The organism is Stenotrophomonas sp. KH_052, assembly GCF_057838755.1.
In genome coordinates this window covers 98,836-121,074 of record NZ_CM174475.1, presented here as the reverse complement: position 1 = coordinate 121,074, position 22,239 = coordinate 98,836, and the positions used below count along the sequence as shown (strand labels likewise).

Genomic DNA, 22,239 nt, shown 5'->3' with positions numbered 1-22,239 from the left:
GGCGGACATGGGACATGCCGGCCAGCGGCCGGCACTACCCGATATACAGCCTCAGCCCAGCGCCGGGTTCAACGTGTAGGTGCCATGCAGTGCGGCTTCGGCCAGCACGTGGCCATGCATGGCGCGGTAGGCATCGGCGGCGGTGAAGCGCGCCGGCAGATCGAGCGAGGCCACGTCCAGCGCAAATACGCGGAAGAAATAGCGGTGCACGCGCAGGCACCTCCGGCGGACATGGGACATGCCGGCCAGCGGCCGGCACTACCCGATATACAGCCTCAGCCCAGCGCCGGGTTCAACGTGTAGGTGCCATGCAGTGCGGCTTCGGCCAGCACGTGGCCATGCATGGCGCGGTAGGCATCGGCGGCGGTGAAGCGCGCCGGCAGATCGAGCGAGGCCACGTCCAGCGCAAATACGCGGAAGAAATAGCGGTGCACGCGTTCGTCGTTGAACGGCGGATACGGGCCGTCATAGCCCAGGTAATCGCCGGCCATGTCCGGGTTGCCGGCGAACCAGCCGGTGAAGTCGTTCAGGCCCTGGCGGCTGCCCGCCGGGCCAGCCGGTGCGGTCCTGCCCTTGACCACGAAGCCGTCGCTGCAGCTGCCTGCTGCGATCTCCTGCACCGAGGCCGGGATATCAGCCATCACCCAATGCACGAAATCGCAGCGCGGCTGATCGCGCGGCACGGTCATGTCCGTACGGCCGACCGTTTCAGGCACGGTCGGCACGTCCGGGTCCACGCACACCAGCAGGAACGAACGCGTGCCTTCCGGCGCGCCGTTCCAGGCCAGGTGCGGATTGCGGTCCGGGGCGAAGCCGGCGGCATCGCCGGCGGCGAACTCGCGGTCGATCGGTGCACCGTTGGTCAGGCTGTGACTGCTCAATTGCATCGGACGCTCCTCACTCTTCCGGGTAACCCAGGCGCACCGCAATCGGGGTGAGCAGGGCGAAAGCGGCGCTCATCACGTCGCGGTAGTTGCGCCAATGGCCAGGCGGCAGGCGCGGTGCACCCAGCTGCGCCGCCGGCGGCATCGGCCGCTCGAACAGGCGGCCGAGCAGTTCAGCCATTGCCTGCGGATCGTTGCCGATATGGTCGATGCGCAGCAGTACATGTGGGTACAGGTCTTCCTCATGCAACGTGGCGACCTGGGTCAACGCACGCGCCAGCCACTCACCGGCTTCGGCCAGCGAGGTCATCGCCAGCGGCGCGGCGGCGCCGTAGGCCACCCAGTCCAGCAGCATGTCGCGCGGGTCACGCAGCACCAGCAGCAGGCGGCCCTGCGGCAGCTGCGGGCGCAGCGCCCACAGCAGGGCGTTGTCCCACCACAGCAACCAGTCGATCACGGTGTCGTTCTGCAGGCCACGTGCCGGCAGCTGTTCGCGCCAGCGTTCCACCAGCCGCTCCGGGGTCAGCACGCCCGAGGCCAGATCCTGCAGCGTGTGGTAGTTCTGGAACGCATCATCGGGCGGCGTGTTGGTGTAGCGGTCACTGCGCAGCACCGGGCTGGCGGCGGCCAGGCCGGTCGCCACGCGCTCCACGCCCGAACCCGGTGCGCCCCACAGGAAGATCGGCGCGGAGGTGGCATCACCGTCGATATCGCCCTTGTCCGGCCAGCTCGGCGGGGCCTTGGCCTGCGGCGGCAGCGGCAGGCGCTGCGGCGCCTGGTCGGCCTGCAGCGCCATCCACGTACGCAGCGCTTCCTGCGGCTGCGCGGCACGGTCCTGGATCTCGCCCATCCACGTCCGCAGATCGGCGCGATGGCCTTCCGGCGCCAGGTCGATCAGTGCCTGCACGCGAGCCACGGCAGCGGCCGGATCCCGTTGCAGCAGGCCTTCAACCAGGCGGGTTTCGCCACTGACACGACCCGGCTCCTGGCTGACGATACGCTCGGCAATCGCTTCGGCCTGCGCATGTTCACCGGCCATGTCGTGCAGGCGCAGGCGTGCCTCAAGTGCCGGCAGATGCTCGGGCATCGCTGCCATCCAGCGCTCGACAGCGGTCACCGCACTTTCGCTGCCCACCTGCTCGATCGCCAGCCGCGCCAGCCACACGTCGTGCAGCTGGTCATTGTTTTCCAGCACCGCGTCCAGTCGAGCACGTGCTTCATCCTCACGCCCCAGGCGCTGCCATGACATCAGCAGCAGCTGCAGCATCTGGCGGTCATCCGGCTGCGTTTCCAGCAGCGGCAGCAGGTACTCCAGCGCCTGCAGCGGCTGGCCGCTGCGCAGCGACAGCTCGCCGGCCAGGCGACGCATCGCCGGCACGTCCATCTGCGGCTGCTGCAGGGCCACCTGCATCGCTTCGGCCGCAGCCGGCACATTGCCCTGGCGCAGCGCCAGCTGCACCACCAGGCCGTGCAACGAGGAAAGCGACGGGTTCAGTTCCAGCACGCGACGGAACGACTGCTCGGCGAACGCCAGCATGTCCTTGCCCAGATAGGCAAAACCCAGTGCATACAACACGCGGGGATCGTCCGGCAACGCCTTGCTGGCGGCCGACAGCAGCGACAGCGCGCGATCCGCATCGCCGCGGCGCAGGGCAACCATGCCGTCGATGGTCAGCAGCTCCGGGTGATCCGGCTCGACGCGCGACGCCAACGTCGACACGCGCGCCGCTTCGTCGAAGTCGTTGCGGCCGATCGCCAGGTGCGCCTGCATCAGGTAGGCGGAGAAGGAATTCGGATCGAGGCCGGTGGTGCGCGCCAACGCCTCGTCAGCACCTTCGAACTGGCGCAGGGCCAGCAGCAGGCCGGCCTGCTGCAGGTGCAGCTGGGCATCGTCCGGGGCCAGGCGCAGCGCCTCCTGCAGGGCGTCCATCGCGTGCTCGGCGTTGCCCTGCTGCTGCAGCGCAAGCGCCAGCCAGCGGTGGGCTTCGGCCAGGCCGGGTTCATCACGGGTCCACGCCTGGGCCAGCTGCACGGCCTGGTCGGCCTGGTTCTGGCGCAGCGCTTGGATGATCTGGTCTTGCATGGCAGTCCGCTTCAAGTGCAAACCCGCATTGTAGCGGCCCGCACGCCGGTGCCGGTTCAGCCCTGCAGCACCCGCTGCAGGCGCTGTGCCACCCAGCGCTCGGAGAAGCCATCACCCCGCCAGTTTTCGAGGAAGCCGCAGTGGCCTCCCCAGCAGGCCGTTTCCAGGTGTGCCTGGCGCGGCAGCTGCCAGTCGCTGAAGGTCACATACGGGATCACCGGGTCATCCTGGGCCATCAGGATGTCGGCCGGCACCTGCAGGGTGGACAAGCGGTCACCGGCAATCGAGTAGCCGTCGAAGTAGGCCTGCAGCGAGCCGAAGCTGGTGTGCCGTTCGACCAGCCATGCGGTCAGCGCGCGGATGTCCAGCTTCAGCACGCGGTCGTCGCAGTCGCTCAGCTCGGGGAACAGGTCACGCTTGCGCCGCAGCGAACCGGCCCATTTGCGCCGGAAGTACCAGTCGTACATTGCCGGGCCGTTCTCGATGCTGTCCATGGTCAGCGCCGGGTCCAGCACCGGGCACACCGAGGCCACGCGCAGCAGCGGCACGCCGGCCGCCGGCGCACGCAGGGCCAGGCGCAGCACGAAGTTGCCACCCAGCGAGTACCCGGCGGCCACCAGCGGCAGCTGCGGCCAGCGCTGGGCGATGTCACCCGCGGCATGTACCACTTCGTCGATCAGGTTGGAGTGGAAGATGCCGGGGTTCAGATGATGGGTGTTGCCGTGGTCGCGGAAGTTCAGGCGCACCACATCGAAGCCCTGTTCGATCATGCGCGCGGCCGCCATGCGCATGTAGCTGGATTCGGCACTGCCCTCCCAGCCGTGCAGCAGCAGGGCGATGCCCTTGGGCTCGCGACCTTCGACATGGCTGTGCCAGCCCTGCAGGCGCACGCCGTCGCCGCCATCCAGGATCAGCTCTTCGCTGACCGCGCCGGTGGCCGCCAGCAGCAGCAGGCCGCGCTGCAGGCGCATGCGGCTGGAGCTGAGCATCGACTGCAGGTGCGGATTGCGCAGCCAGCGTGGCGGCTGGTAGTCGGACGCATGCAGCGTCGGCGTACCGGCGTCCAGGACGGGTGGCGGGATCAGGGCCACCGCATCCTCACTGCGTGCTCATGGCCGCCACGATGCGCGCGCGCGAGGTTTCCGCGATGCGCCGACGGCCTTCCAGGTCCTGGGTACCGATCGGCTCCAGGAAATGCACTTCGGTATGCCGCGCCGGCTCACCGAGCAGGCGCAGGAAATTGGCGGCGAAACTCTCGCCTGGACCAAACGCGACGATGGTCTGTGCGTCGCCCTTCGCCCCGTACACCAGCGCAACCGGCTGCACCGGCACGCCGGTTTCAACCGCGGCCTGGAAGATGCGGGCATGGAACGGACCCACTTCGTGGCCGCCACGGGTGCGCCCTTCCGGGAACACGCCCACCGCCTTGCCGGCACGCAACCGGTCGGCCATCACCTGCATCACCCCACCGAGCGATTCGGTGTTGCCCCGCTGGTGGAAGATGGTCTGCCCGCGCGCGGCCAGCCAACCGACCAGCGGCCAGCTGGCGATCTCGCGCTTGGCAACGAAGCCCATCATGCGCTGGCTGTGCAGGATGGAGATGTCGACCCAGCTGACGTGGTTGGCGACGAACAGCACCGCGCCCGGCAGCGGCCTGCCGACCTGCGACAGGCGGAAGCCGAAGATCCACATCAACCCGCCCTGCCACCAGTTCACCACTTTGGCCCCGAACGTATCCTCGCCCACGCGTAGCTCGCCCCACGGCGGCAGCATGCCGATCAGGATCAGCGGCAGGAACACGGTGATGTGGACCAACAGCAGCGGTACGCGGTACAGGTAACGGCACACACGCGCCACGCCGCCACGGGGGGCCGGAGTGGGGGAAGTCATCCGCGCACGATACCGGAGCGCCGCAGCAGCTGCCAGCCGATTTAGGCCATAACCGCCATTGACCGGGGCAATCGGCGGGGAACGCTGGGTTCCGCTGCCGTCAACGCGCCCTCCGGGGGCTCAACCGTGACCGGCGGCCACCACTGCCAGGGTCAACCGCGAGATGCACACCAGCCGCCCCTGCTCATCCTCGATGCGGATCTCCCACAGCTGGGTGCTGCGGCCCACGTGCAGCGCGCGGGCGGTGCCGGTGACCGTACCCGAACGCACGGCACGCACGTGGTTGGCATTGATCTCCAGGCCCACGCAGATCTGCTTTGCGGTATCCACGCACAGGTTGCCGGCGCTGCTGCCCAGGGTTTCGGCCAGCACCACCGAGGCACCGCCATGCAGGATGCCGTAGGGCTGGCGGGTGCGCTCGTCCACCGGCATGGTGGCCTGCAGCCAGTCGTCGCCGACCGCACTGAAGATGATGCCCAGCGATTCAATGGCCGTGTTGCGACTGAGCGCGTTGAGCTGCTCGATGGAAACGGCTTCGCGGAATACCTGGGTCATGCGGCACCTTCAAAGAATGGGAACGAGGCCGGCACCGAATGCGGTCAGCATGCGCACCAGCAGCCACTTCGGCCCCACGTTGACTTCGGGGAAGTCACCGACGGCGCTGTAGCAGCGATGGAAATCCGGGTCCTGCCTCGGCAGCGGCCGTGGGCAGTCCGGGCCGGGCTTGAATTCATAGTCGGTGGCGTAGCGCCACGGCCAGAAGTCGAGGATCGGCAGCGCTTCGGAGGCCTTGCCGACGCTGTAGTTCAGCCCCGACAGCACTGGCGGCTTCGCCCGCGGCGCCACCGTCCACGAGTTCTGCGGGTGGATGTCGCGCAGGATGCTCTGGGCGAGTTCCTCGGCAAAGGCCGGGTCGTCGATGATCACCGCGCCTTCGGTGTTGTAGTTCTCGCTGCGCGGATCGAAGTTGTGGGTGCCGACCACGCCGATGCGGCGATCGACCACCAGCGACTTGGCGTGCAACCCCATGCGCGCGCCCTTGCGGGTGACCGGCAGTGGCTTGTTGACTGCCTTGCTGCCAAGGAACGACGGCCGGGTCTCGGTGCGCAACAGCCGCGTTTCGACCTCGCTGCCCGCGGCACGGCGGCGCGCGCGCGCGTTGTCATAGGCACCGTCGCTGTGGCGGTGGTTCACCGGACCCTGCTTGCCGGTCCCGCTGGAGCCGCCATCGCGGCCACCACCCGCATTGCTGCCCGCCGCGCTGCCACCGATCAACGGATTGCGACCACTGTCATCCACGCCATCAGGCGCGGCGATCGGGTCGGGCAGCAGATTGCGGTAGTCGACCGGTGCGTCCAGCGGGAACGGCTTGTATTCGAAGATGTTGAAGCCCAGTTCGCGCATGTTGCGCCGCTTGTACTTGTACGACAGCGCATAAACGATCGGATTGTCAGTGGCGGCCAGGCTGTTGCTGGACACCACCACGCGCGGCGGCTGCGGGCGCTTGCGCAGCTCGCGGAACAGCTTCTGCGCCGGCTTGGACAGCACCAGGTACGGCGTCTGCAGGATCACTTCCTTCTGCGCACCGGCAATGAGTGCGTCCAGCTGCGGCTCGGTCACGTGCTGGCCCGCCAGCGGGGCATCGGCCTTCTCCCGGCGGTGCTTGCGCGGCAGGTCGGCGACGTAGCGCACCGAGGCCACCGGCAGCGCGGTATCCACGAAGGAACGGGTGACGAAGTCCATGTCATTGGCTTCGGCGCTGACCCGCTGCACCCGCTCGGGACGGCGGAAGGTGGCCGGGGGCAATGTGGGCACCCCCTGGCGCAGCAGGGTACGGCCCACGTCGTTCAGGCGTTCGGCCGGCACGCTGCGCTGCGCGCGCCAGAACGCATCGAAGTTGGCCGCCATCGCCCGCGCTTCCGGCCCGGCGATCAGCACATCGCGGTCGCGGAAGTTGTACTCGCGGTCCCAGTCGTAATAGTCGTCCTGGTAGTTGCGGCCACCGACCACGCCGATCGCATCGTCGATCACCAGCAGCTTGTTGTGCATGCGCTGGTTGAAGCGACGGAAGCAGCACAGCACGCTGCCGGCGTAGTCGAAATAGTTCAGGCGCGCCTTGCCGAAGGTCGGGTTGTAGACCCTCAGCTGGAAATTCTGGTGGGCACCGGACAGCGCGCCGAGGATCTCCAGGTCGGAGATCGCCGAGAGCTGGTCGATCAGCACCCGCACCTTGACCCCGCGCCGGGATGCGGCCAGCAGCTCGTCGATGACCAGGCGGGCGCTGTCGTCCTTGTCGAAGATGTAGGTCTGCAGGTCGATGCTGCGGGTGGCGCTGCGCAGCAGGTTGAGCCGCGCGACCAGGGCGCCCTCGCCCTCATCCAGCAGGGTGGCGTAATGCTGCGGCCGTTCCGGGGTGGATTCGGTGAACGCCCGGCCGGCCAGGGCCCGCAGTGGCGAATCCAGCGCACAACGGTCGGCACGCTGGCAATCGACCTGGGTCGAGCGCGCCTGCACGGCGATGGCCTCGGCCCGGTCGCGCTCGGCATGCGACAGCGATGCACAACCACTGCCCAGCAACACGGTTGCCAGCGCCAGTACACGCAGCAGGTGGTTCACGGTTTAGGCGCCTCGCTCAGGCGCGCACGCAATACGAAAGTCACTCGGTCACTCAAGGCAAGCTGCCAGCTTTCCATGCCATACCGGCCTCGTTGCACGGTACCGCGGCTGACGACGTCGCAATCATAGCCGGGTCGGGCGCAGTCCGCCTTCTCGACCTTGAGCGACTCCGGGTGGCTGATCCCACGCAGGGTCAACCTGCCGTTGATGTCGCCCCCGTCCTCCACGGTCTCCGGCCAGTACGGCAGGGAGTCGAACTCGACCACCGGATGGCGGCCGGCATCGAAGAACTCCTCACCGCGCATCCAACCGGTGTAGCGCGGCTTGCCGGGAATCTCGACCGAGCGCGTGAACATCTTCAGGTGCACCTGGTGGCGGCCGTCGGAGAGGATCTCGATGCGTCCCTCGAAGTGCGGAAACACGCCCTCGATGCGCTGCCCGAAGCGGGTGCGCACCTCGAAACCGATCTGCGAACGCTGCGTATCCAGGCGCAACACGCGGTGCGCCTCGGCGACCACCGGTGGCAATGTCGTGGGCGGTGGTGCGGCAGCCCAGGCCGGGCCGGATACCAGCAGCACGGGCAGCAGGAAGCGGCTGCGCCGCGCCAGGCTCATCGGATCACGGCCACCAGAACGCATTCAGGCTGGCCACGCCCGGCTCGATCGAGGCCTCGCGTGGGAAACCGAGCACAGCCACGCCACCCGGCGGCATGCCACGGTAGTCACTGCTGGTGCCGTCGGTCATCAGCGCCACCAGCTGCTCCAGGCCCGGGTTGTGGCCGACGATCAGCACCCTGTCCAGGTCACGCCGCTCATCCACCAGCGCGGCCAGGGTGCCCGGGGTCGCTTCGTAGATACGGTCTTCCAGGCGCTTTTCGACATAGCCGATGGCCGCCATCACCGCTTCCAGGGTCTCGCGGGTCCGTCGCGAAGGGGAACACAGCACGCAGTCCGGCAGCAGCTTGTTCTCCTTCAGCCACTTGCCGGCGGCTTCGGCTTCGGCGAGCCCCACCGGCGACAACGGCCGGTCGAGATCAGCCTGGCCGGAAACGGCCGGTTCGGCATGGGCGTGACGGAGCAGGATCAGTTCGCGCATTGCGGGATTCCAATAAAGGGGTGGGTACCTACGACTCTTACAGCTTCAACCAGGACAACAGGGGTTCCCAGTCGGCCTGGTGCTCGCGCACCTGGGCGGAGCGGTAATCGAACAGACTGCGGCCCAGGCCGGTCATGACCACGTAGCTCTGGCTGTCGCGCAGCTGCGCGACCACCGGGTACGGCCATTCGGACAGCATCTGCAGCGCCTGCTGCGAGGTCTGGGTCCAGGGCTTGGTGCGGTTCAGCACCAGCCCCACCGGCAGCTTGCGGCTGTGCACGCGCGGGTTCTGGGCCAGGCTGTTGAGGAAGCCGACGATGGCTTCGATGTCCAGCGCCGAGGGCAGCACCGGCACCACCACCGCGTCGGCAGCGTCAAGGAAATGGGGGATATCGTCGGCCAACGCCCCGGCCGGGGCATCGATGATGACGGTTTCGGTGCCGTCGGGCAGTTTCTGCGCCCACTGCTTCTTCCGATACACGTCGATGGGGAGCACCGCGCTTTCCAGCCCGGCACGCCGTTGCGCCCAGCGGGTGCTGGAGCCCTGCGGGTCGGCATCGGCGATCACCGTGGCCTTGCCCTGCAATGCCGCGTACGCGGCCAGGTGGGTGGCGACGGTGGTCTTGCCCACCCCGCCCTTGGAACCGGCCACCAGGATCGTCTTCATGCCAGCCTCGCTTCCGGGTACGTGCCCCGAGCGTACACCGGCGGTGGTGACGGGAGGTAGCACCGCGCTGAACCTGCGGCCATCGCCTTTGCTATCGTGGCGCCCCCGAAGGATCGAACCGGCATGAGCGAACTGCAGGACCTGAGCGCACTGATCCGCGCCAATACCCCCCTGATCGTGATCGAGACCCAGGATGAGGGTCGCATCGTCGAACTGTTCCGGCAGACGCTGATGCACGTCTGGCGGGCCCTGCACCGCTGGTCGATCACCGAGGGCCTGCGCCGCATCGACCTGGACAGCGAGGACCCGGCGATCGGGCCGCCCGATGCCAGCGCGGCCCTGCAGATGATCCGCCAGGCCGACCAGCGCGGGGTCTACCTGCTGCTCGATTTCCACCCCTACCTGGGCTATGCCAGCCACCAGCGCGCCCTGCGCGACCTGATCCAGCGCCGCCACAGCGAGCCGCACGTGCTGGTGCTGATCGGTGCCAAGGTCGAACTGCCGGCCGAGCTGGAAGCGCTGGCGGTGCGCTTCAACCCGCGCCTGCCCGATGCCAACGCCCTGTTGAAGATGCTGCGCGAGGAGGCCGATGCCTATGCACGCGAGCATGGCGGTCGGCGGGTTGAAGTCGACAGCGAAGCGGTCAAAAAGATCCTGAAGAACCTGCAGGGCCTGAGCCTGGTCGATGCCCGGCGCATCGCGCGCCAGCTGATCTACGCCGACGGCGCACTGCGCGACGACGACCTGCCGCAGCTGGCGCGGCTGAAGTTCGAGCTGCTCAACCGCAGCGGCCACCTGTTCTTCGAACATGACAGCGCGCGCTTCGGCGACGTGGCCGGAGCGAACCGGCTCAAGCGCTGGATCAACCAGCGCCGGGTCGCATTCATCGCCGGCTCGGCGCCGGCCGGGCTGGACCCGCCGCGCGGCATGCTGTTGCTGGGCGTGCAGGGCTGCGGCAAGTCGATGCTGGCCAAGGCAACCGCCGCCGGCTTCGGCGTGCCGCTGCTGCGCCTGGACGTAGGCGCGCTGTACAACAAGTACCACGGCGAGACCGAAGCCAACCTGCGTCAGGCACTGGCCTCGGCCGAGCAGCTGGCGCCCTGCGTGCTGTGGATGGACGAGATCGAAAAGGGCCTGGCCAGCGGAGGCGAGGACGGCGGCGTGTCACGCCGCGTGCTCGGTTACCTGCTGACCTGGATGGCCGAACGCAAAGCGCCGGTGTTCATCGTCGCCACCGCCAACCAGGTACACGAACTGCCGGCCGAGCTGCTGCGCAAGGGGCGCTTCGACGAGATCTTCTTCGTCGACCTGCCCTCGCCGGAGGTCCGCGTGGAACTGCTGCGGCTGCACCTGGGCCGGCGCCAGCTCAACGCCGATGATTTCGCACTGCCCGCGCTGGCGGCGGCCGCCAATGGTTTTTCCGGCGCCGAGATCGAGCAGGCGATCGTGGCCGGCCTGTATGCGGCACATGCCGAGGGCCGGCCGCTGGACACCGAGCTGCTGATGAACGAGATCCGCGCCACGCGCCCGCTGTCGGTGCTGATGGCCGAGTAGGTGGAAGCACTGCGGGCGTGGGCGTCGGGGCGGACGGTTTCCGCGGACGACTGAGTTTCCAGCGAACGGCGCAGCCCCTCGTGGCGGCTGGTTGACTGTGAACATCAAAAGCCGCGCTTGGCCGGGCGGGATGGATTCGCGGGGGACGCCGTGAACCCACCCCGCCCGGCCTCTGACAATTTCCGAGTGCGTCCGCCACGGAAAAGAAAAAAGAAAAGCAGAATCAAAAGCAAAAGCCAGTTGGTTGGCCGCCTTCTGTAGAGCCGAGCCCACGCTCGGCTGCTCTTCGATCAGATATCGAAAAATCGATTCCGATACAGATTCATCCACGCATGGCGTGGATCTACCGTGTCGACCAAGGTCGGCACCTACCAACAGCTGCCGGAATCTGTCGAAGGCGGGGCACTGTGGGTTTGCGGGGTGTGAGCCGCATGGATGCGGCGACCAAGCCCCCATGGACGGGTTCACGGCGGCCCCGCAAACCCACAGTGCCCCGCCATCCCGCAGGAAGCCCGCTGTTGCTTCGGCTGTTGCTGTTGCTTCAGCCCTTGCCTCTGCGGGTGCCGGGTGCAACCCGGCCGAACCCCTTCCCTCAGGGCCAGACAGGTGGTGCGGCCGCCCAGGCCTGCTGCACCTCAGCCAGCGTCGCGCGCTCATCCTCACGCCACTGCGGCAGCAGCTGCCCATAGTTGGCCGTGGTATTCCACTGCGACGGCTCGGTACGCACCGCAGCGGCGTACCACTGCACTGCCTCCTGCTTCTGCCCCAGCCGCCACAGCGCCAGCGCGTAGGTCGGTGGCACCCAGCTGGGCTTGGTACGGGCGTTGCCGGCCGATGAAAGCCACTGTTCCAGCGCCGCCTCCACCCTGCCCTGGCGCAACAGACCCCATCCGTAGTTCCAGCGCACGCTGCGGCCACTGCTGCTCTGTGCCGATGCCTCCTTCAAGGCTTCGCCATACAGCTGCTCGGCCAGCTCGCCGCGGCCCTGGGCGCCAGCCACTGACGCCAGCTGCACCGTCGCCTCAACCGCGCGCCGGCCGCGTTCACGCAGCTTGACCAGCTGGGTGACCAGCTCATCGCCCTCGCCCTGTATCGCCACCATCGGCGTGGCGGCCAGGTCGCTGTCGAAGTAGAACTCCTGTGGTGCCGGCAGGGCCGGCGCGGCCCACGCAGTGGCCGCTCCCGAAGCCAGCAGCACGCTGGCCAGGATCTTTCCTGAAACTGACATCCCTTCTCCCCAGGCCGCAAGCGCAGCCTCCCTCTCTCCCCCCCGATCCTAACCCCGGCGCCGCCACTGGCGCGAGTGCCGGGGTCTCGCGGCCCCGCTGCTACAATTCGCGCCTTTCCCGCCGCGTGCCTGCACGCGGCCGGTGCCAGCCGATCCTCACCGGGCCAGCCATGACCAGTACCGCGCAACTCACTTCGCCCTCTTCCGCCGACCTGCTCGACCGTGATTACACGCTCGACCACAAGTACACACGCAACGAGGGGCGGATCTACCTGAGTGGCGTGCAGGCGCTGGTACGGCTGCCGTTGATGCAGCGCCTGCGCGACGCCGCCGAAGGCATCGACAGCGCCGGTTTCGTCAGCGGCTACCGCGGCAGCCCACTGGGTGGTTTCGACCTGGAACTGTGGCGCGCGCGCAAGCATCTGGACGCAGCCAAGGTGAAGTTCACCCCCGGCCTCAACGAGGACCTGGGCGCGACCATGGTGTGGGGCACGCAGCAGACCAACCTGTTCCCCGGTGCCAACGTGCAGGGCGTGTTCGGCATGTGGTACGGCAAGGGCCCGGGTGTGGACCGTTGCGGCGACGTGTTCAAGCACGCCAATGCAGCCGGCACCTCGCGTTATGGTGGCGTGCTGGCACTGGCGGCCGACGACCATGCCTGCCGCAGCTCGACCCTGCCGCACGGCAGCGAAGACGAGTTCGTCAGCGCGATGATGCCGGTGCTGAACCCGGCCGGCGTGCAGGACATCCTCGACATGGGCCTGCTCGGCTGGGCAATGAGCCGCTATACCGGGCGCTGGGTCGGCTTCAAGACGATCGCCGAGACGGTGGAATCGTCGGCCTCGGTGGAGGTCGATCCGATGGCGCGCCGCATCGTGCTGCCGGAAGATTTCGAGATGCCGTCGGCTGGCCTCAACATCCGCTGGCCGGACCCGCCGCTGGACCAGGAGATGCGCCTGCACCGCTATGCGGTGAAGGCTGCACAAGCGTTCGCCCGTGCCAACGGCATCGACAAGGTGGTGATGGACGCGCCGCGCGCGCGGCTGGGCATCGTCACCACCGGCAAGAGCTACCTGGACGTGCTGCAGGCGCTGGAGTACCTGGGCCTGGATGAAGCCGCCTGCGCCGACATCGGCATCCGCGTGTACAAGGTCGGCATGACCTGGCCGCTGGAGCCGGAGGGCATCGCGCGCTTCGCGCAGGGCCTGGAAGACATCATCGTGGTGGAGGAGAAGCGTGCCTTCATCGAGCGCCAGATGAAGGAGCAGTTCTTCAACTGGCCGGCCAGCTGGGGCCAGCGCCCGTCCATTGTCGGCAAGTACGACGAGAGCGGTGAGTGGATCCTGCCGTCCACCGGTGAGCTGACGCCGGCCACCATCGCCGGCGTGATCGGCCGCCGCATCCAGAAGTTCTTCAACAACGAGTCGATCGAGCAGCGCCTGCAGTGGATGCAGGAAAAGGAAGCCGAGCTTGCGCTGCCTCGCGCCAGCTTCCCACGCGTACCGCACTACTGCTCGGGCTGCCCGCACAACACCTCCACCCAGGTGCCGGAAGGCTCGCGGGCGCTGGCCGGCATCGGTTGCCATTACATGGTGACCTGGATGGACCGCAGCACCGATACCTTCACCCACATGGGCGGCGAAGGTGTGACCTGGGCCGGGCAGGCGCCGTTCACCGATACGCCCCACGTGTTCCAGAACCTGGGCGACGGCACCTATTTCCACAGCGGCTCGCTGGCGATCCGCCAGGCGGTCGCGGCCGGCGTCAACATCACCTACAAGATCCTCTACAACGATGCGGTGGCGATGACCGGCGGGCAGCCGGTGGACGGCCCGCTGAGCGTGCCGGACATCGCAAAGCAGATGCGTGCCGAGGGCATCCACACCATCGTGGTGCTGTCGGACAACATCGGCAAGTGGACCGGCCAGCGCGAGCACTTCCCCAGCGACGTCGAGTTCCATGATCGCAGCGAACTGGATGCGGTGCAGAAACGCCTGCGCGAAGTGAAGGGCGTTTCGATCCTGATCTACGAACAGACCTGTGCCACCGAAAAGCGCCGTCGCCGCAAGCGCGGCAAGCTGGAAGATCCGCAGAAGCGCGTGCTGATCAATTCGCTGGTCTGCGAAGGCTGCGGTGACTGCGGCAAGAAGAGCTTCTGCGTGTCGGTGCTGCCGAAGGAAACCGAGTTCGGGCGCAAGCGCGAGATCGATCAGTCCAACTGCAACAAGGACTATTCCTGCGTGAATGGTTTCTGCCCGAGCTTCGTCACCGTGCACGGTGGCCAGCCGCGCAAGGGCAGCAAGCGCGATGCCTCCACCCTGCTGGACAACCTGCCGGCACCGACCATCCGCAGCACACTGGAACAACCCTGGAACATCCTGATCACCGGCGTCGGCGGTACCGGCGTGGTGACCATCGGCGCGCTGTTGGGCATGGCCGGCCACCTGGAAGGCAAGGGTGCGACCGTGCTCGACCAGACCGGCCTGGCACAGAAGGGCGGCGCGGTGACCACCCACATCCGCATCGCCCGTCGTCCCGAAGACATCCACGCCGTGCGCATCGCCGCCGGCGAAGCCGACCTGGTGGTGGGCTGTGACATGGTGGTGGTGAACGATTACTGGGCGCTGTCGAAGGTGCGCGCCGGCCGTTCGCAGGTGGTGCTCAATACCTACGAAGCGATGCCCGGCACCTTCACCACCCGCCCGGACATGCAGTTCCCCGCCGCCGACATCGTGGCCGGTGTGCGCGTGGCGCTGGGTGGCGAGGAACCGCTGCTGCTGGATGCCACCCAGCTGGCCACCGCGCTGCTCGGCGATGCGATCGCCGCCAACCTGTTCATCCTCGGCTATGCGTGGCAGCAGGGCCTGGTGCCGCTGTCGTTCGAGTCGCTGATGCGCGCCATCGAACTCAACGGCGCGGCCGTAGCGATGAACCAGCAGGCCTTCGCCTGGGGCCGCCTGGCCGTGGTCGATCCGCAGGCCGTGCAGCAGGCTGCTGGCCTGGTGCGCAACCGCCACACCGATACCGAAACCACCCCAGGGCCGCTGCATCCGCTGCCGCCGGGTGAGTGGGAAGGCAACGAATGGGGTGCCACCGCGGCACCGCGCAATACCGGCGACGAGCGCGAACTGCGTGGCCTGCCCTCGCACGGTGGCGACGTGGCGTTCCTGCCGCTGGACGACGCCCGCCTGTCGCGCTCGCTGGACGAAATGATCGAGCGCCGCGCGGCCTTCCTGGTCGAGTACCAGGACGACGCCTACGCCAACCGCTATCGCAGCCTGGTCGAGCGCGTGCGCGCCGCCGAAGCCGACCGCATCGGCGGTTCCACTGCACTGACCGAGACCGTGGCCCGCTACCTGTTCAAGCTGATGGCCTACAAGGACGAGTACGAAGTGGCCCGCCTGTACACCAGCGGTGACTTCCAGCGCCGCCTGCAGCAGCAGTTCGAGGGCGATTACCAGCTGCGCTTCCACCTGGCACCGCCGCTGTTCGCCAAGAAGGACGAGCAGGGCCGGTTGCTGAAGAAGGAATATGGCCCTTGGATGTTCAAGGCCTTCGGCCTGCTGGCCAAGCTGAAGTTCCTGCGTGGCGGCCGACTTGATGTGTTCGGCCGCACCGAGGAACGCCGCATGGAGCGCAAGCTGATCGGTGACTACGAGGCCACCGTGCAGCTGCTGCTGGACGGCCTGGAAGACGGCCGCCTGGCACTGGCGGTGGAAATCGCCAGCGTGCCCGAGCACATCCGAGGCTTCGGCCACGTCAAGGAAGCGCATTTCGAGCAGGCCAAGGCGCGCGAAGCCGCCCTGCTGGCGCAGTGGCGAAACCCGAAGGCGCTGCATATCGTGCAGGTGGCTTGAGCGCCGCTGACGGCGCAAAAGCAACCTATTGATTGCATACTGAAATAGCAATCGATAGGTTGCCTCCAGCGAAGGAAAGAGATAGGTTGCTTGTCGTAATGCAACCTATCCTTTGCGTACACGCTCGCGTACGGTCACTTTCTCGGGGACTGCCGATATGGACAGGCCGCTGCACACGGTGAGGACACCTCAACAACTGGCACCGCTGATGCGTGCGTTCAGGCGCCAGGCGGGCCTGAGCCAAGCGCAGTTGGCGGCACAGCTCGGCATAAGCCGCCAGGCAGTAGGCGCATTGGAGCGCGACCCGGCATCGGCAAGCTTCGAACGGCTGATGCGGGTCTGGGCAGTGCTGGGTCTGGAAGTCAGATTGCAGCAGCGAAGTCCCCCGGAGACAACGTCAACGTTGGAGTGGTGAGCCATGGGTACGCTGCGGGTCTGGATGAATGGTGTCGAGGTCGCGCTCTGGGATGATGTCCGGAGCGGCTCTTCCCGGCTTTCGTACGTCGACTCGTGGATCAGCTCCGCCCAGTCCCGGCCGTTGTCACTCTCACTGCCCCTGCTCCCGGAGGGCGAGAGCCATCGGGGCAATGTCGTCAACAACTACTTCGACAACCTTCTTCCCGACAACGGTGTCATCCGCAACCGGATCCGCGACAGGTTCTCCACGCGCAGCAGCGACACATTCGATCTTCTCGAAGCCATTGGCCGGGATTGCGTCGGCGCAGCGCAACTGCTGCCGCTTTCGCATACACCGGGGGACATCCAGCAGATTACGTGCGAAGCGTTGGACGAATCAGGCGTCGCTGCGATCCTGCGTCAGGTGACGACAGGGAACCTGCCTGGCGCACCCACCAGTGATGATGCGTTCCGCATATCCATCGCCGGTGCGCAGGAGAAGACGGGACTTCTGCTGCATGCTGGCCAGTGGTGCATTCCTACCGGCAGTACCCCATCCACCCATATCTTCAAGCTGCCGCTTGGCATTGTGGGCAACATGCGGGCGGACATGCACCAATCCGTCGAGAACGAATGGCTGTGCATGCAGCTGCTTTCCGCCTTTGGAATCCCCGTTGCGAATACGCAGATGGGACGCTTCAAGGACGAACGCGCGCTCATTGTGGAGCGATTCGACCGCCGCCTTTCTGCGGATCGCCGGTGGTGGCTGCGGCTGCCGCAGGAAGACATGTGCCAGGTCTTCGGTCTGCCCGCCGCCAGGAAGTATGAATCCGATGGCGGCCCAGGCATCGTGACCATCATGGATCTGCTTCGACAATCCGAGCATTTCAAGGATCGCGAGACCTTCTTCAAGACGCAGATTCTTTTCTGGATGTTGGCTGCAACCGATGGACATGCCAAGAACTTCAGTGTCTACCTCGAAGCCGATGGACGCTTCCGCCTGACGCCCGTCTACGACGTATTGTCGGTGCATCCCATCCTGGGCAGGGGGCCAAACCAGCTCGACCCGCGGAATGCACAGCTCGCCATGTCCGTCCAGGGCAAGAACCACCACCGGAAGCTGCACCTTGTGCGACGACGCCACTGGAACGAAACCGCACGCGCCTGTGGTGTCGCTGATGGTGCAGAGCCGTGGATCGAAGCGCTGATCGCAGCCGTCGAACCCGCCATCGAGCAGGTCACGCGTCAGCTCCCAAGTGATTTCCCCGTAAACGTGTCCGAACCCATTTTCAACGGGCTGCGCGCTGCAGCGGCACGCCTTTCCAGCATGTCGCCGGACGCCTGATCAGCCCAGCCGCCACAGCAGCAGGCGGTTGTTGGCCGGCATCGCCACGTCACCCAGGCGGGTGAAGCCATTGTCGGCCGCCAGCGCCTGCACCGCTTCGCTATCGCGGATGCCGCTACGAGGATCGCGCGTCCTCAGCCACGCATCGAACTGCGCGTTGCTGTCGCTGGTGTAGCGACCGCCGTAGTTGAACGGGCCGTACACCGCCAGCAGCGCGCCGTGGCGCATCACCGATGGCAGCGCGGCGAACAGCGCCTGCACGTGCTCCCAGCTCATGATGTGCAACGTGTTGGCGCTGAATGCGGCATCGAACGTGCTGCCCTCGGGCAACGACAGGCCCGGCGCCGGGGGCAGTTCCACCTGCAGCGCCACCGGCGGCAGCAGATTGAGCAGCGCGGCCTCCGCACGCCAGGCCTCGATGCCGGGCAGATGGTCCGGATGATCGCTGGGCTGCCAGCGCAGCCACGGCCAGCGTTCGGCGAAGAAGGCCGCGTGCTGGCCGGTGCCACTGCCGATCTCCAGCACCCGATGACGGTCGCCCATCCACGGGTCGAGTGCAGTGGCGATGGGTTCGCGGTTGCGCTCGCAGGCTTCTGAATACGGCTTGCTCGACATCAGGACGGTGTCCAGGCGGGGTCGTCCCCATTGTGCACGAGGGGGTGTTGCTCGGCAGGGCTTGCAGCCCTGCACCTGCTTCAGGCCAGGACAACGTCAACGTCAGAAGCGGGCATTCCGTGGGATGGCGGGGCGGTGTGGGTGGTCAGGACACGCCGTAAACCCATCCATGGGGGCTCGATGGCGCCATCCATGGCGCCAACGGTCCTGCCCACCCACACCGCCCCGCCTCTGACAGATTTCGTGTGCTGTTGGTAGGTGTCGACCGTTGGTCGACACATCTGTCAGATATCAATTTTTAAGACGTGATCCGACCGCGTGCCGACCAACGGTCGGCACCCACCAACAGCAGCAGGTTCCAACAGCTCGCAGGAAACCGTCGAAGGCGGGGTGGGTCCGGTTGCGGGGGCGTGAGCGCCATGGATGGCGCGACCGAGCCTCCATGGACGGATTTACGGCGTCCCCCGCAACCGGACCCACCCCGCCAACCCACGGATAGCCAGCTTTTGACGTTGACCTTGACGTTGCCTTGGCTTGTAGCCTCTGCGGGTGCAGGGCGCAGCCCTGCCGAAACCCTCCCCAACCATGACTGCAGTCACTTGCCCGGAGGCGCCGCGCTGGCGAAAGTCGAGGAGTTGACGTGATCGGCTCGGCCTGTTGCCGGCTGCACGCAAGCGAGAGAGAGAAACGCTGTGCAACGACGTGAGTTCCTGGCTTTTTCCGGTCTGGGCCTGGCGGGCCTGCTGCTGCCGCATTCCCGTGCCATCGCCGCCGAGCAGCTGCTCGCCCCGGTCGACACCGCGCTGCGCAGGCGCCTGGCCGAGGTCGCCCTCGCAGCCGCGCGCGCGGCCAAGGCCAGCTATTGCGACGTCCGCATCGGCCGCTACCTCAACCAGTCGGTCATCACCCGCGAGCACCAGGTCGGCAACGTGACCAACCGCGAATCGTCCGGCGTGGGCGTGCGGGTGATCGTCAACGGTGCCTGGGGCTTTGCCGCTACCCATCAGCAGACCGAGGCCGCCGTACGCGCTGCGGTCGAGCAGGCCACGGCCATCGCCCGTGCCAATGCCAGCATCCAGACCCGGCCGGTGCAACTGGCACCAACGCCGTCGGTGGGTGACGTGCGCTGGCAGACGCCGATCCGCCGTAATGCCATGGAAGTACCGATCCAGGACAAGGTCGAGCTGCTGCTGGCGCTCAACGCCGCCGCGCTGAATGCGGGCGCCGACTACATCAATTCCACGTTGTTCCTGGTCAACGAACAGAAGTACTTCGCTTCCAGCGATGGCTCGTTCATCGACCAGGACATCCACCGCATCTGGCTGCCGTTCACCGCCACCGCCATCGACAAGGCCAGCGGCAAGTTCCGCACCCGCGCAGGCCTGTCCTCGCCGATGGGCATGGGCTACGAGTTCCTCGATGGCGATGCGCGCGGCAAGGTGCAGCTGCCCGGCGGCATCACCGCCTACCGCGATTCCTATGACCCGGTCGAGGACGCCATTGCGGCCGCCCGCCACGCGCGCGAGAAACTGAAGGCGCCGTCGGTGAAGCCCGGCAAGTACGACCTGGTGCTGGACCCATCCAACCTGTTCCTGACCATCCACGAGAACGTCGGCCACCCGCTGGAACTGGACCGCGTGCTCGGCTACGAAGCCAACTACGCCGGCACCAGCTTCGCCACGCTGGACAAGCGCGATGCAGGCTTCCGCTGGGGCAGTGACATCGTCTCCTTCTTCGCCGACAAGACCCAGCCGGGCAGCCTTGGCGCGGTCGGCTACGACGACGAAGGCGTGAAGACCCAGCGCTGGGATCTGGTGCGCGACGGCATCCTGGTCGACTACCAGGCCACGCGCGATGAGGCCCATATCCTCGGCCGCAATGCCTCGCACGGCTGCAGCTATGCCGACTCCTGGTCCAGCGTGCAGTTCCAGCGCATGGCCAACGTCTCGCTGGCGCCGGGCAGGAAGCCGCTCAGCGTCGAGGACATGATCAAGGACGTGGAGAACGGCATCTACATCCACGGCCGCGGGTCGTATTCGATCGATCAGCAGCGCTACAACGCGCAGTTCGGCGGCCAGCTGTACTACCAGATCAAGGACGGAAAGATCACCGGCATGGTCGAGGATGCGGCCTACCAGATCCGTACGCCGGAATTCTGGAATGCCTGCGCCGCGATCTGCGACGAGCGCGATTTCCGCCTCGGCGGTTCGTTCTTCGACGGCAAGGGCCAGCCCGGCCAGGTCTCGGCGGTCTCGCACGGTTCGTCCACCACCCGCTTCAACGGCATCAACATCATCAACACCGCGCGCAGTCTCGGCGCTTGAGCCACCCATCGTTCGACATGGAGAGCAGCCTTGCAAAGACGTGACTTCCTGGCCCTGACCGGGCTTACCGCGGGCGGGCTGATCGTGCCCTCCTTCTTCGGCAAGGTGATCGCCGCCGAACAGCTGCAGTCCAGCCTCGACCCGGCGTTGAAGAAGCGCCTGGCCGACGCCGCACTGCAGGCTGCGCGCAGCGCCGGCGCCACCTACTGCGACGTGCGCATCGGCCGCTACCTGCGGCAGTTCGTGATCACCCGCGAGGACAAGGTGCAGAACGTAGTGAACACCGAGTCCACCGGTGTGGGCATCCGCGTGATCGTCAACGGGGCCTGGGGCTTCGCCGCCACCAATGCGCTGGGCACCGCCGACGTGGCCAGGGCCGCGCAGCAGGCCGCGGCGATCGCCAAGGCCAATGCCGGCGTGCAGACTGCTCCGGTACAGCTGGCCAAGGCGCCGGGCGTGGGTGAGGTGAGCTGGCGCACGCCGATCCGCAAGAATGCGATGGAAGTGCCGATCAAGGACAAGGTCGGCCTGCTGCTGGACGTCAACGCTGCGGCGATGGGCGCTGGTGCCAGCTTCGTCAATTCGATGCTGTTCCTGGTCAACGAACAGAAATACTTCGCCTCCACCGATGGCTCCTACATCGACCAGGACGTACACCGCATCTGGGCGCCGATGACGGTCACCGCCATCGACAAGACCAGCGGCAAGTTCCGCACCCGTTCGGGCCTGTCCTCGCCGATGGGCCTGGGCTACGAGTACCTGGACGGTGCCGCCGCCGGCAAGGTGGTCAGCCCCAATGGCGTGGTCAACTACAGCTCCTCCTACGACATGAAGGAAGACGCCATCGCGGCCGCCAAGCAGGCGCAGGAGAAGCTGAAGGCACCGTCGGTGAAGCCGGGCAAGTACGATCTGGTGCTCGACCCGTCGCACACCTGGCTGACCATCCACGAATCGATCGGCCACCCGCTGGAACTGGACCGCGTGCTCGGTTACGAAGCCAACTACGCCGGTACCAGCTTCGCCACCCTGGACAAGCGCGAACAGCATTTCCAGTACGGCAGCGAGCTGGTCAACATCTTCGCCGACAAGACCCAGCAGGGCAGCCTCGGTGCGGTGGCGTACGACGACGAAGGCGTGAAGTGCAAGCGCTGGGACCTGATCAGCAACGGCAAGCTGGTGGACTACCAGACCATCCGCGACCAGGCCCACATCCTCGGCAAGACCGAGTCCGATGGCTGCTGCTATGCCGACTCGTGGTCCAGCGTGCAGTTCCAGCGCATGGCCAACGTGTCGATGGCGCCGGGCAAGAAGCCGCTGAGCGTGCCCGACCTGATCAAGGACGTGGAGAACGGCATCTACATCATCGGTGACGGCTCGTTCTCGATCGACCAGCAGCGCTACAACGCGCAGTTCGGTGGCCAGCTGTTCTACGAGATCAAGAACGGCCAGATCACCCGCATGCTGGAAGACGTGGCCTACCAGATCCGCACACCGGAGTTCTGGAACGCCTGCACCGCCGTGGCCGACGAGCGCGACTACCGCCTGGGCGGTTCGTTCTTCGACGGCAAGGGCCAGCCGGGCCAGGTCTCGGCGGTCTCGCACGGTTCGTCGACCGCACGCTTCAACGGCATCAATGTCATCAACACCGCACGCAGCCTCGGCTGATCGGTCAGGAGCCCTTACAC

Annotated in this window: 17 protein-coding genes and 1 pseudogene; 6 read left to right on the top strand and 12 right to left on the bottom strand. The window is 66.9% G+C overall.

Annotated elements, in window-relative coordinates:
• Nucleotides 1–51: 51 nt before the first annotated feature.
• The 10 genes and pseudogenes from AC3ITW_RS00505 to AC3ITW_RS00460 all read right to left on the bottom strand — a co-directional run.
• A pseudogene (locus tag AC3ITW_RS00505) lies at nucleotides 52–216 on the bottom strand (YbhB/YbcL family Raf kinase inhibitor-like protein); the annotation flags it as partial.
• A gap of 59 nt (nucleotides 217–275) precedes the next feature.
• Nucleotides 276–887: a YbhB/YbcL family Raf kinase inhibitor-like protein gene (locus AC3ITW_RS00500; RefSeq protein WP_012509680.1), complete on the bottom strand. Its 612-nt coding sequence runs from the start codon at nucleotides 885–887 to the stop codon at nucleotides 276–278.
• 10 nt (nucleotides 888–897) lie between these two features.
• On the bottom strand, nucleotides 898–2,967 hold the full coding sequence (locus AC3ITW_RS00495; RefSeq protein ID WP_012509679.1) for a tetratricopeptide repeat protein: 2,070 nt from the start codon (nucleotides 2,965–2,967) through the stop codon (nucleotides 898–900).
• A 56-nt stretch (nucleotides 2,968–3,023) separates the two neighbouring features.
• Entirely contained in the window at nucleotides 3,024–4,013 is a 990-nt protein-coding gene (locus tag AC3ITW_RS00490; RefSeq protein WP_050559843.1) for a YheT family hydrolase, read from the bottom strand.
• A 52-nt stretch (nucleotides 4,014–4,065) separates the two neighbouring features.
• Nucleotides 4,066–4,857: a lysophospholipid acyltransferase family protein gene (locus AC3ITW_RS00485; RefSeq protein WP_004134294.1), complete on the bottom strand. Its 792-nt coding sequence runs from the start codon at nucleotides 4,855–4,857 to the stop codon at nucleotides 4,066–4,068.
• Between the two features lie 120 nt (nucleotides 4,858–4,977).
• On the bottom strand, nucleotides 4,978–5,412 hold the full coding sequence (locus AC3ITW_RS00480) for a hotdog fold thioesterase (protein WP_004134292.1): 435 nt from the start codon (nucleotides 5,410–5,412) through the stop codon (nucleotides 4,978–4,980).
• A gap of 9 nt (nucleotides 5,413–5,421) precedes the next feature.
• Nucleotides 5,422–7,473: a phospholipase D family protein gene (locus tag AC3ITW_RS00475; protein ID WP_004134289.1), complete on the bottom strand. Its 2,052-nt coding sequence runs from the start codon at nucleotides 7,471–7,473 to the stop codon at nucleotides 5,422–5,424.
• Nucleotides 7,470–8,087: a YceI family protein gene (locus AC3ITW_RS00470; RefSeq protein ID WP_004134285.1), complete on the bottom strand. Its 618-nt coding sequence runs from the start codon at nucleotides 8,085–8,087 to the stop codon at nucleotides 7,470–7,472. The genes AC3ITW_RS00475 and AC3ITW_RS00470 overlap by 4 nt, the downstream gene beginning before the upstream one ends.
• Before the next feature lie 4 nt (nucleotides 8,088–8,091).
• Nucleotides 8,092–8,568: a SixA phosphatase family protein gene (locus AC3ITW_RS00465; protein WP_004134282.1), complete on the bottom strand. Its 477-nt coding sequence runs from the start codon at nucleotides 8,566–8,568 to the stop codon at nucleotides 8,092–8,094.
• A gap of 37 nt (nucleotides 8,569–8,605) precedes the next feature.
• Nucleotides 8,606–9,235: a ParA family protein gene (locus AC3ITW_RS00460; RefSeq protein ID WP_012509676.1), complete on the bottom strand. Its 630-nt coding sequence runs from the start codon at nucleotides 9,233–9,235 to the stop codon at nucleotides 8,606–8,608.
• Nucleotides 9,236–9,358: 123 nt separating this feature from the next.
• Here AC3ITW_RS00460 and AC3ITW_RS00455 point away from each other — a divergent pair, with 123 nt between their 5' ends.
• Nucleotides 9,359–10,789 (top strand): AAA family ATPase, encoded by a 1,431-nt coding sequence (locus AC3ITW_RS00455; protein ID WP_489389953.1) that lies wholly within the window; start codon nucleotides 9,359–9,361, stop codon nucleotides 10,787–10,789.
• A gap of 592 nt (nucleotides 10,790–11,381) precedes the next feature.
• Here the strand turns inward: AC3ITW_RS00455 and AC3ITW_RS00450 are convergent.
• On the bottom strand, nucleotides 11,382–12,017 hold the full coding sequence (locus tag AC3ITW_RS00450) for a tetratricopeptide repeat protein (RefSeq protein ID WP_489389952.1): 636 nt from the start codon (nucleotides 12,015–12,017) through the stop codon (nucleotides 11,382–11,384).
• A gap of 170 nt (nucleotides 12,018–12,187) precedes the next feature.
• Here AC3ITW_RS00450 and AC3ITW_RS00445 point away from each other — a divergent pair, with 170 nt between their 5' ends.
• From AC3ITW_RS00445 to AC3ITW_RS00435, 3 genes are all read left to right on the top strand, one after another.
• A complete protein-coding gene (locus tag AC3ITW_RS00445; RefSeq protein ID WP_197585121.1) occupies nucleotides 12,188–15,874 on the top strand; it encodes an indolepyruvate ferredoxin oxidoreductase family protein in 3,687 nt (1,228 codons plus the stop codon).
• 157 nt (nucleotides 15,875–16,031) lie between these two features.
• On the top strand, nucleotides 16,032–16,289 hold the full coding sequence (locus AC3ITW_RS00440; RefSeq protein WP_004134030.1) for a helix-turn-helix domain-containing protein: 258 nt from the start codon (nucleotides 16,032–16,034) through the stop codon (nucleotides 16,287–16,289).
• Nucleotides 16,290–16,292: 3 nt separating this feature from the next.
• Nucleotides 16,293–17,615 carry a type II toxin-antitoxin system HipA family toxin gene (locus tag AC3ITW_RS00435; RefSeq protein ID WP_012509672.1) on the top strand — a complete coding sequence of 441 codons (1,323 nt, stop codon included), beginning with the start codon at nucleotides 16,293–16,295 and terminating at the stop codon, nucleotides 17,613–17,615.
• On the opposite strand, the gene AC3ITW_RS00430 is transcribed toward AC3ITW_RS00435, so the two are convergent.
• Nucleotides 17,616–18,230 (bottom strand): DUF938 domain-containing protein, encoded by a 615-nt coding sequence (locus AC3ITW_RS00430; RefSeq protein WP_065724053.1) that lies wholly within the window; start codon nucleotides 18,228–18,230, stop codon nucleotides 17,616–17,618.
• 692 nt (nucleotides 18,231–18,922) lie between these two features.
• On the opposite strand from AC3ITW_RS00430, the gene AC3ITW_RS00425 reads away from it, so the two are divergent.
• On the top strand, nucleotides 18,923–20,554 hold the full coding sequence (locus AC3ITW_RS00425; RefSeq protein ID WP_065724052.1) for a TldD/PmbA family protein: 1,632 nt from the start codon (nucleotides 18,923–18,925) through the stop codon (nucleotides 20,552–20,554).
• A gap of 30 nt (nucleotides 20,555–20,584) precedes the next feature.
• Nucleotides 20,585–22,219, top strand: a complete 1,635-nt coding sequence (locus AC3ITW_RS00420; protein ID WP_046984783.1) for a TldD/PmbA family protein — start codon at nucleotides 20,585–20,587, stop codon at nucleotides 22,217–22,219.
• Nucleotides 22,220–22,239: the final 20 nt, after the last annotated feature.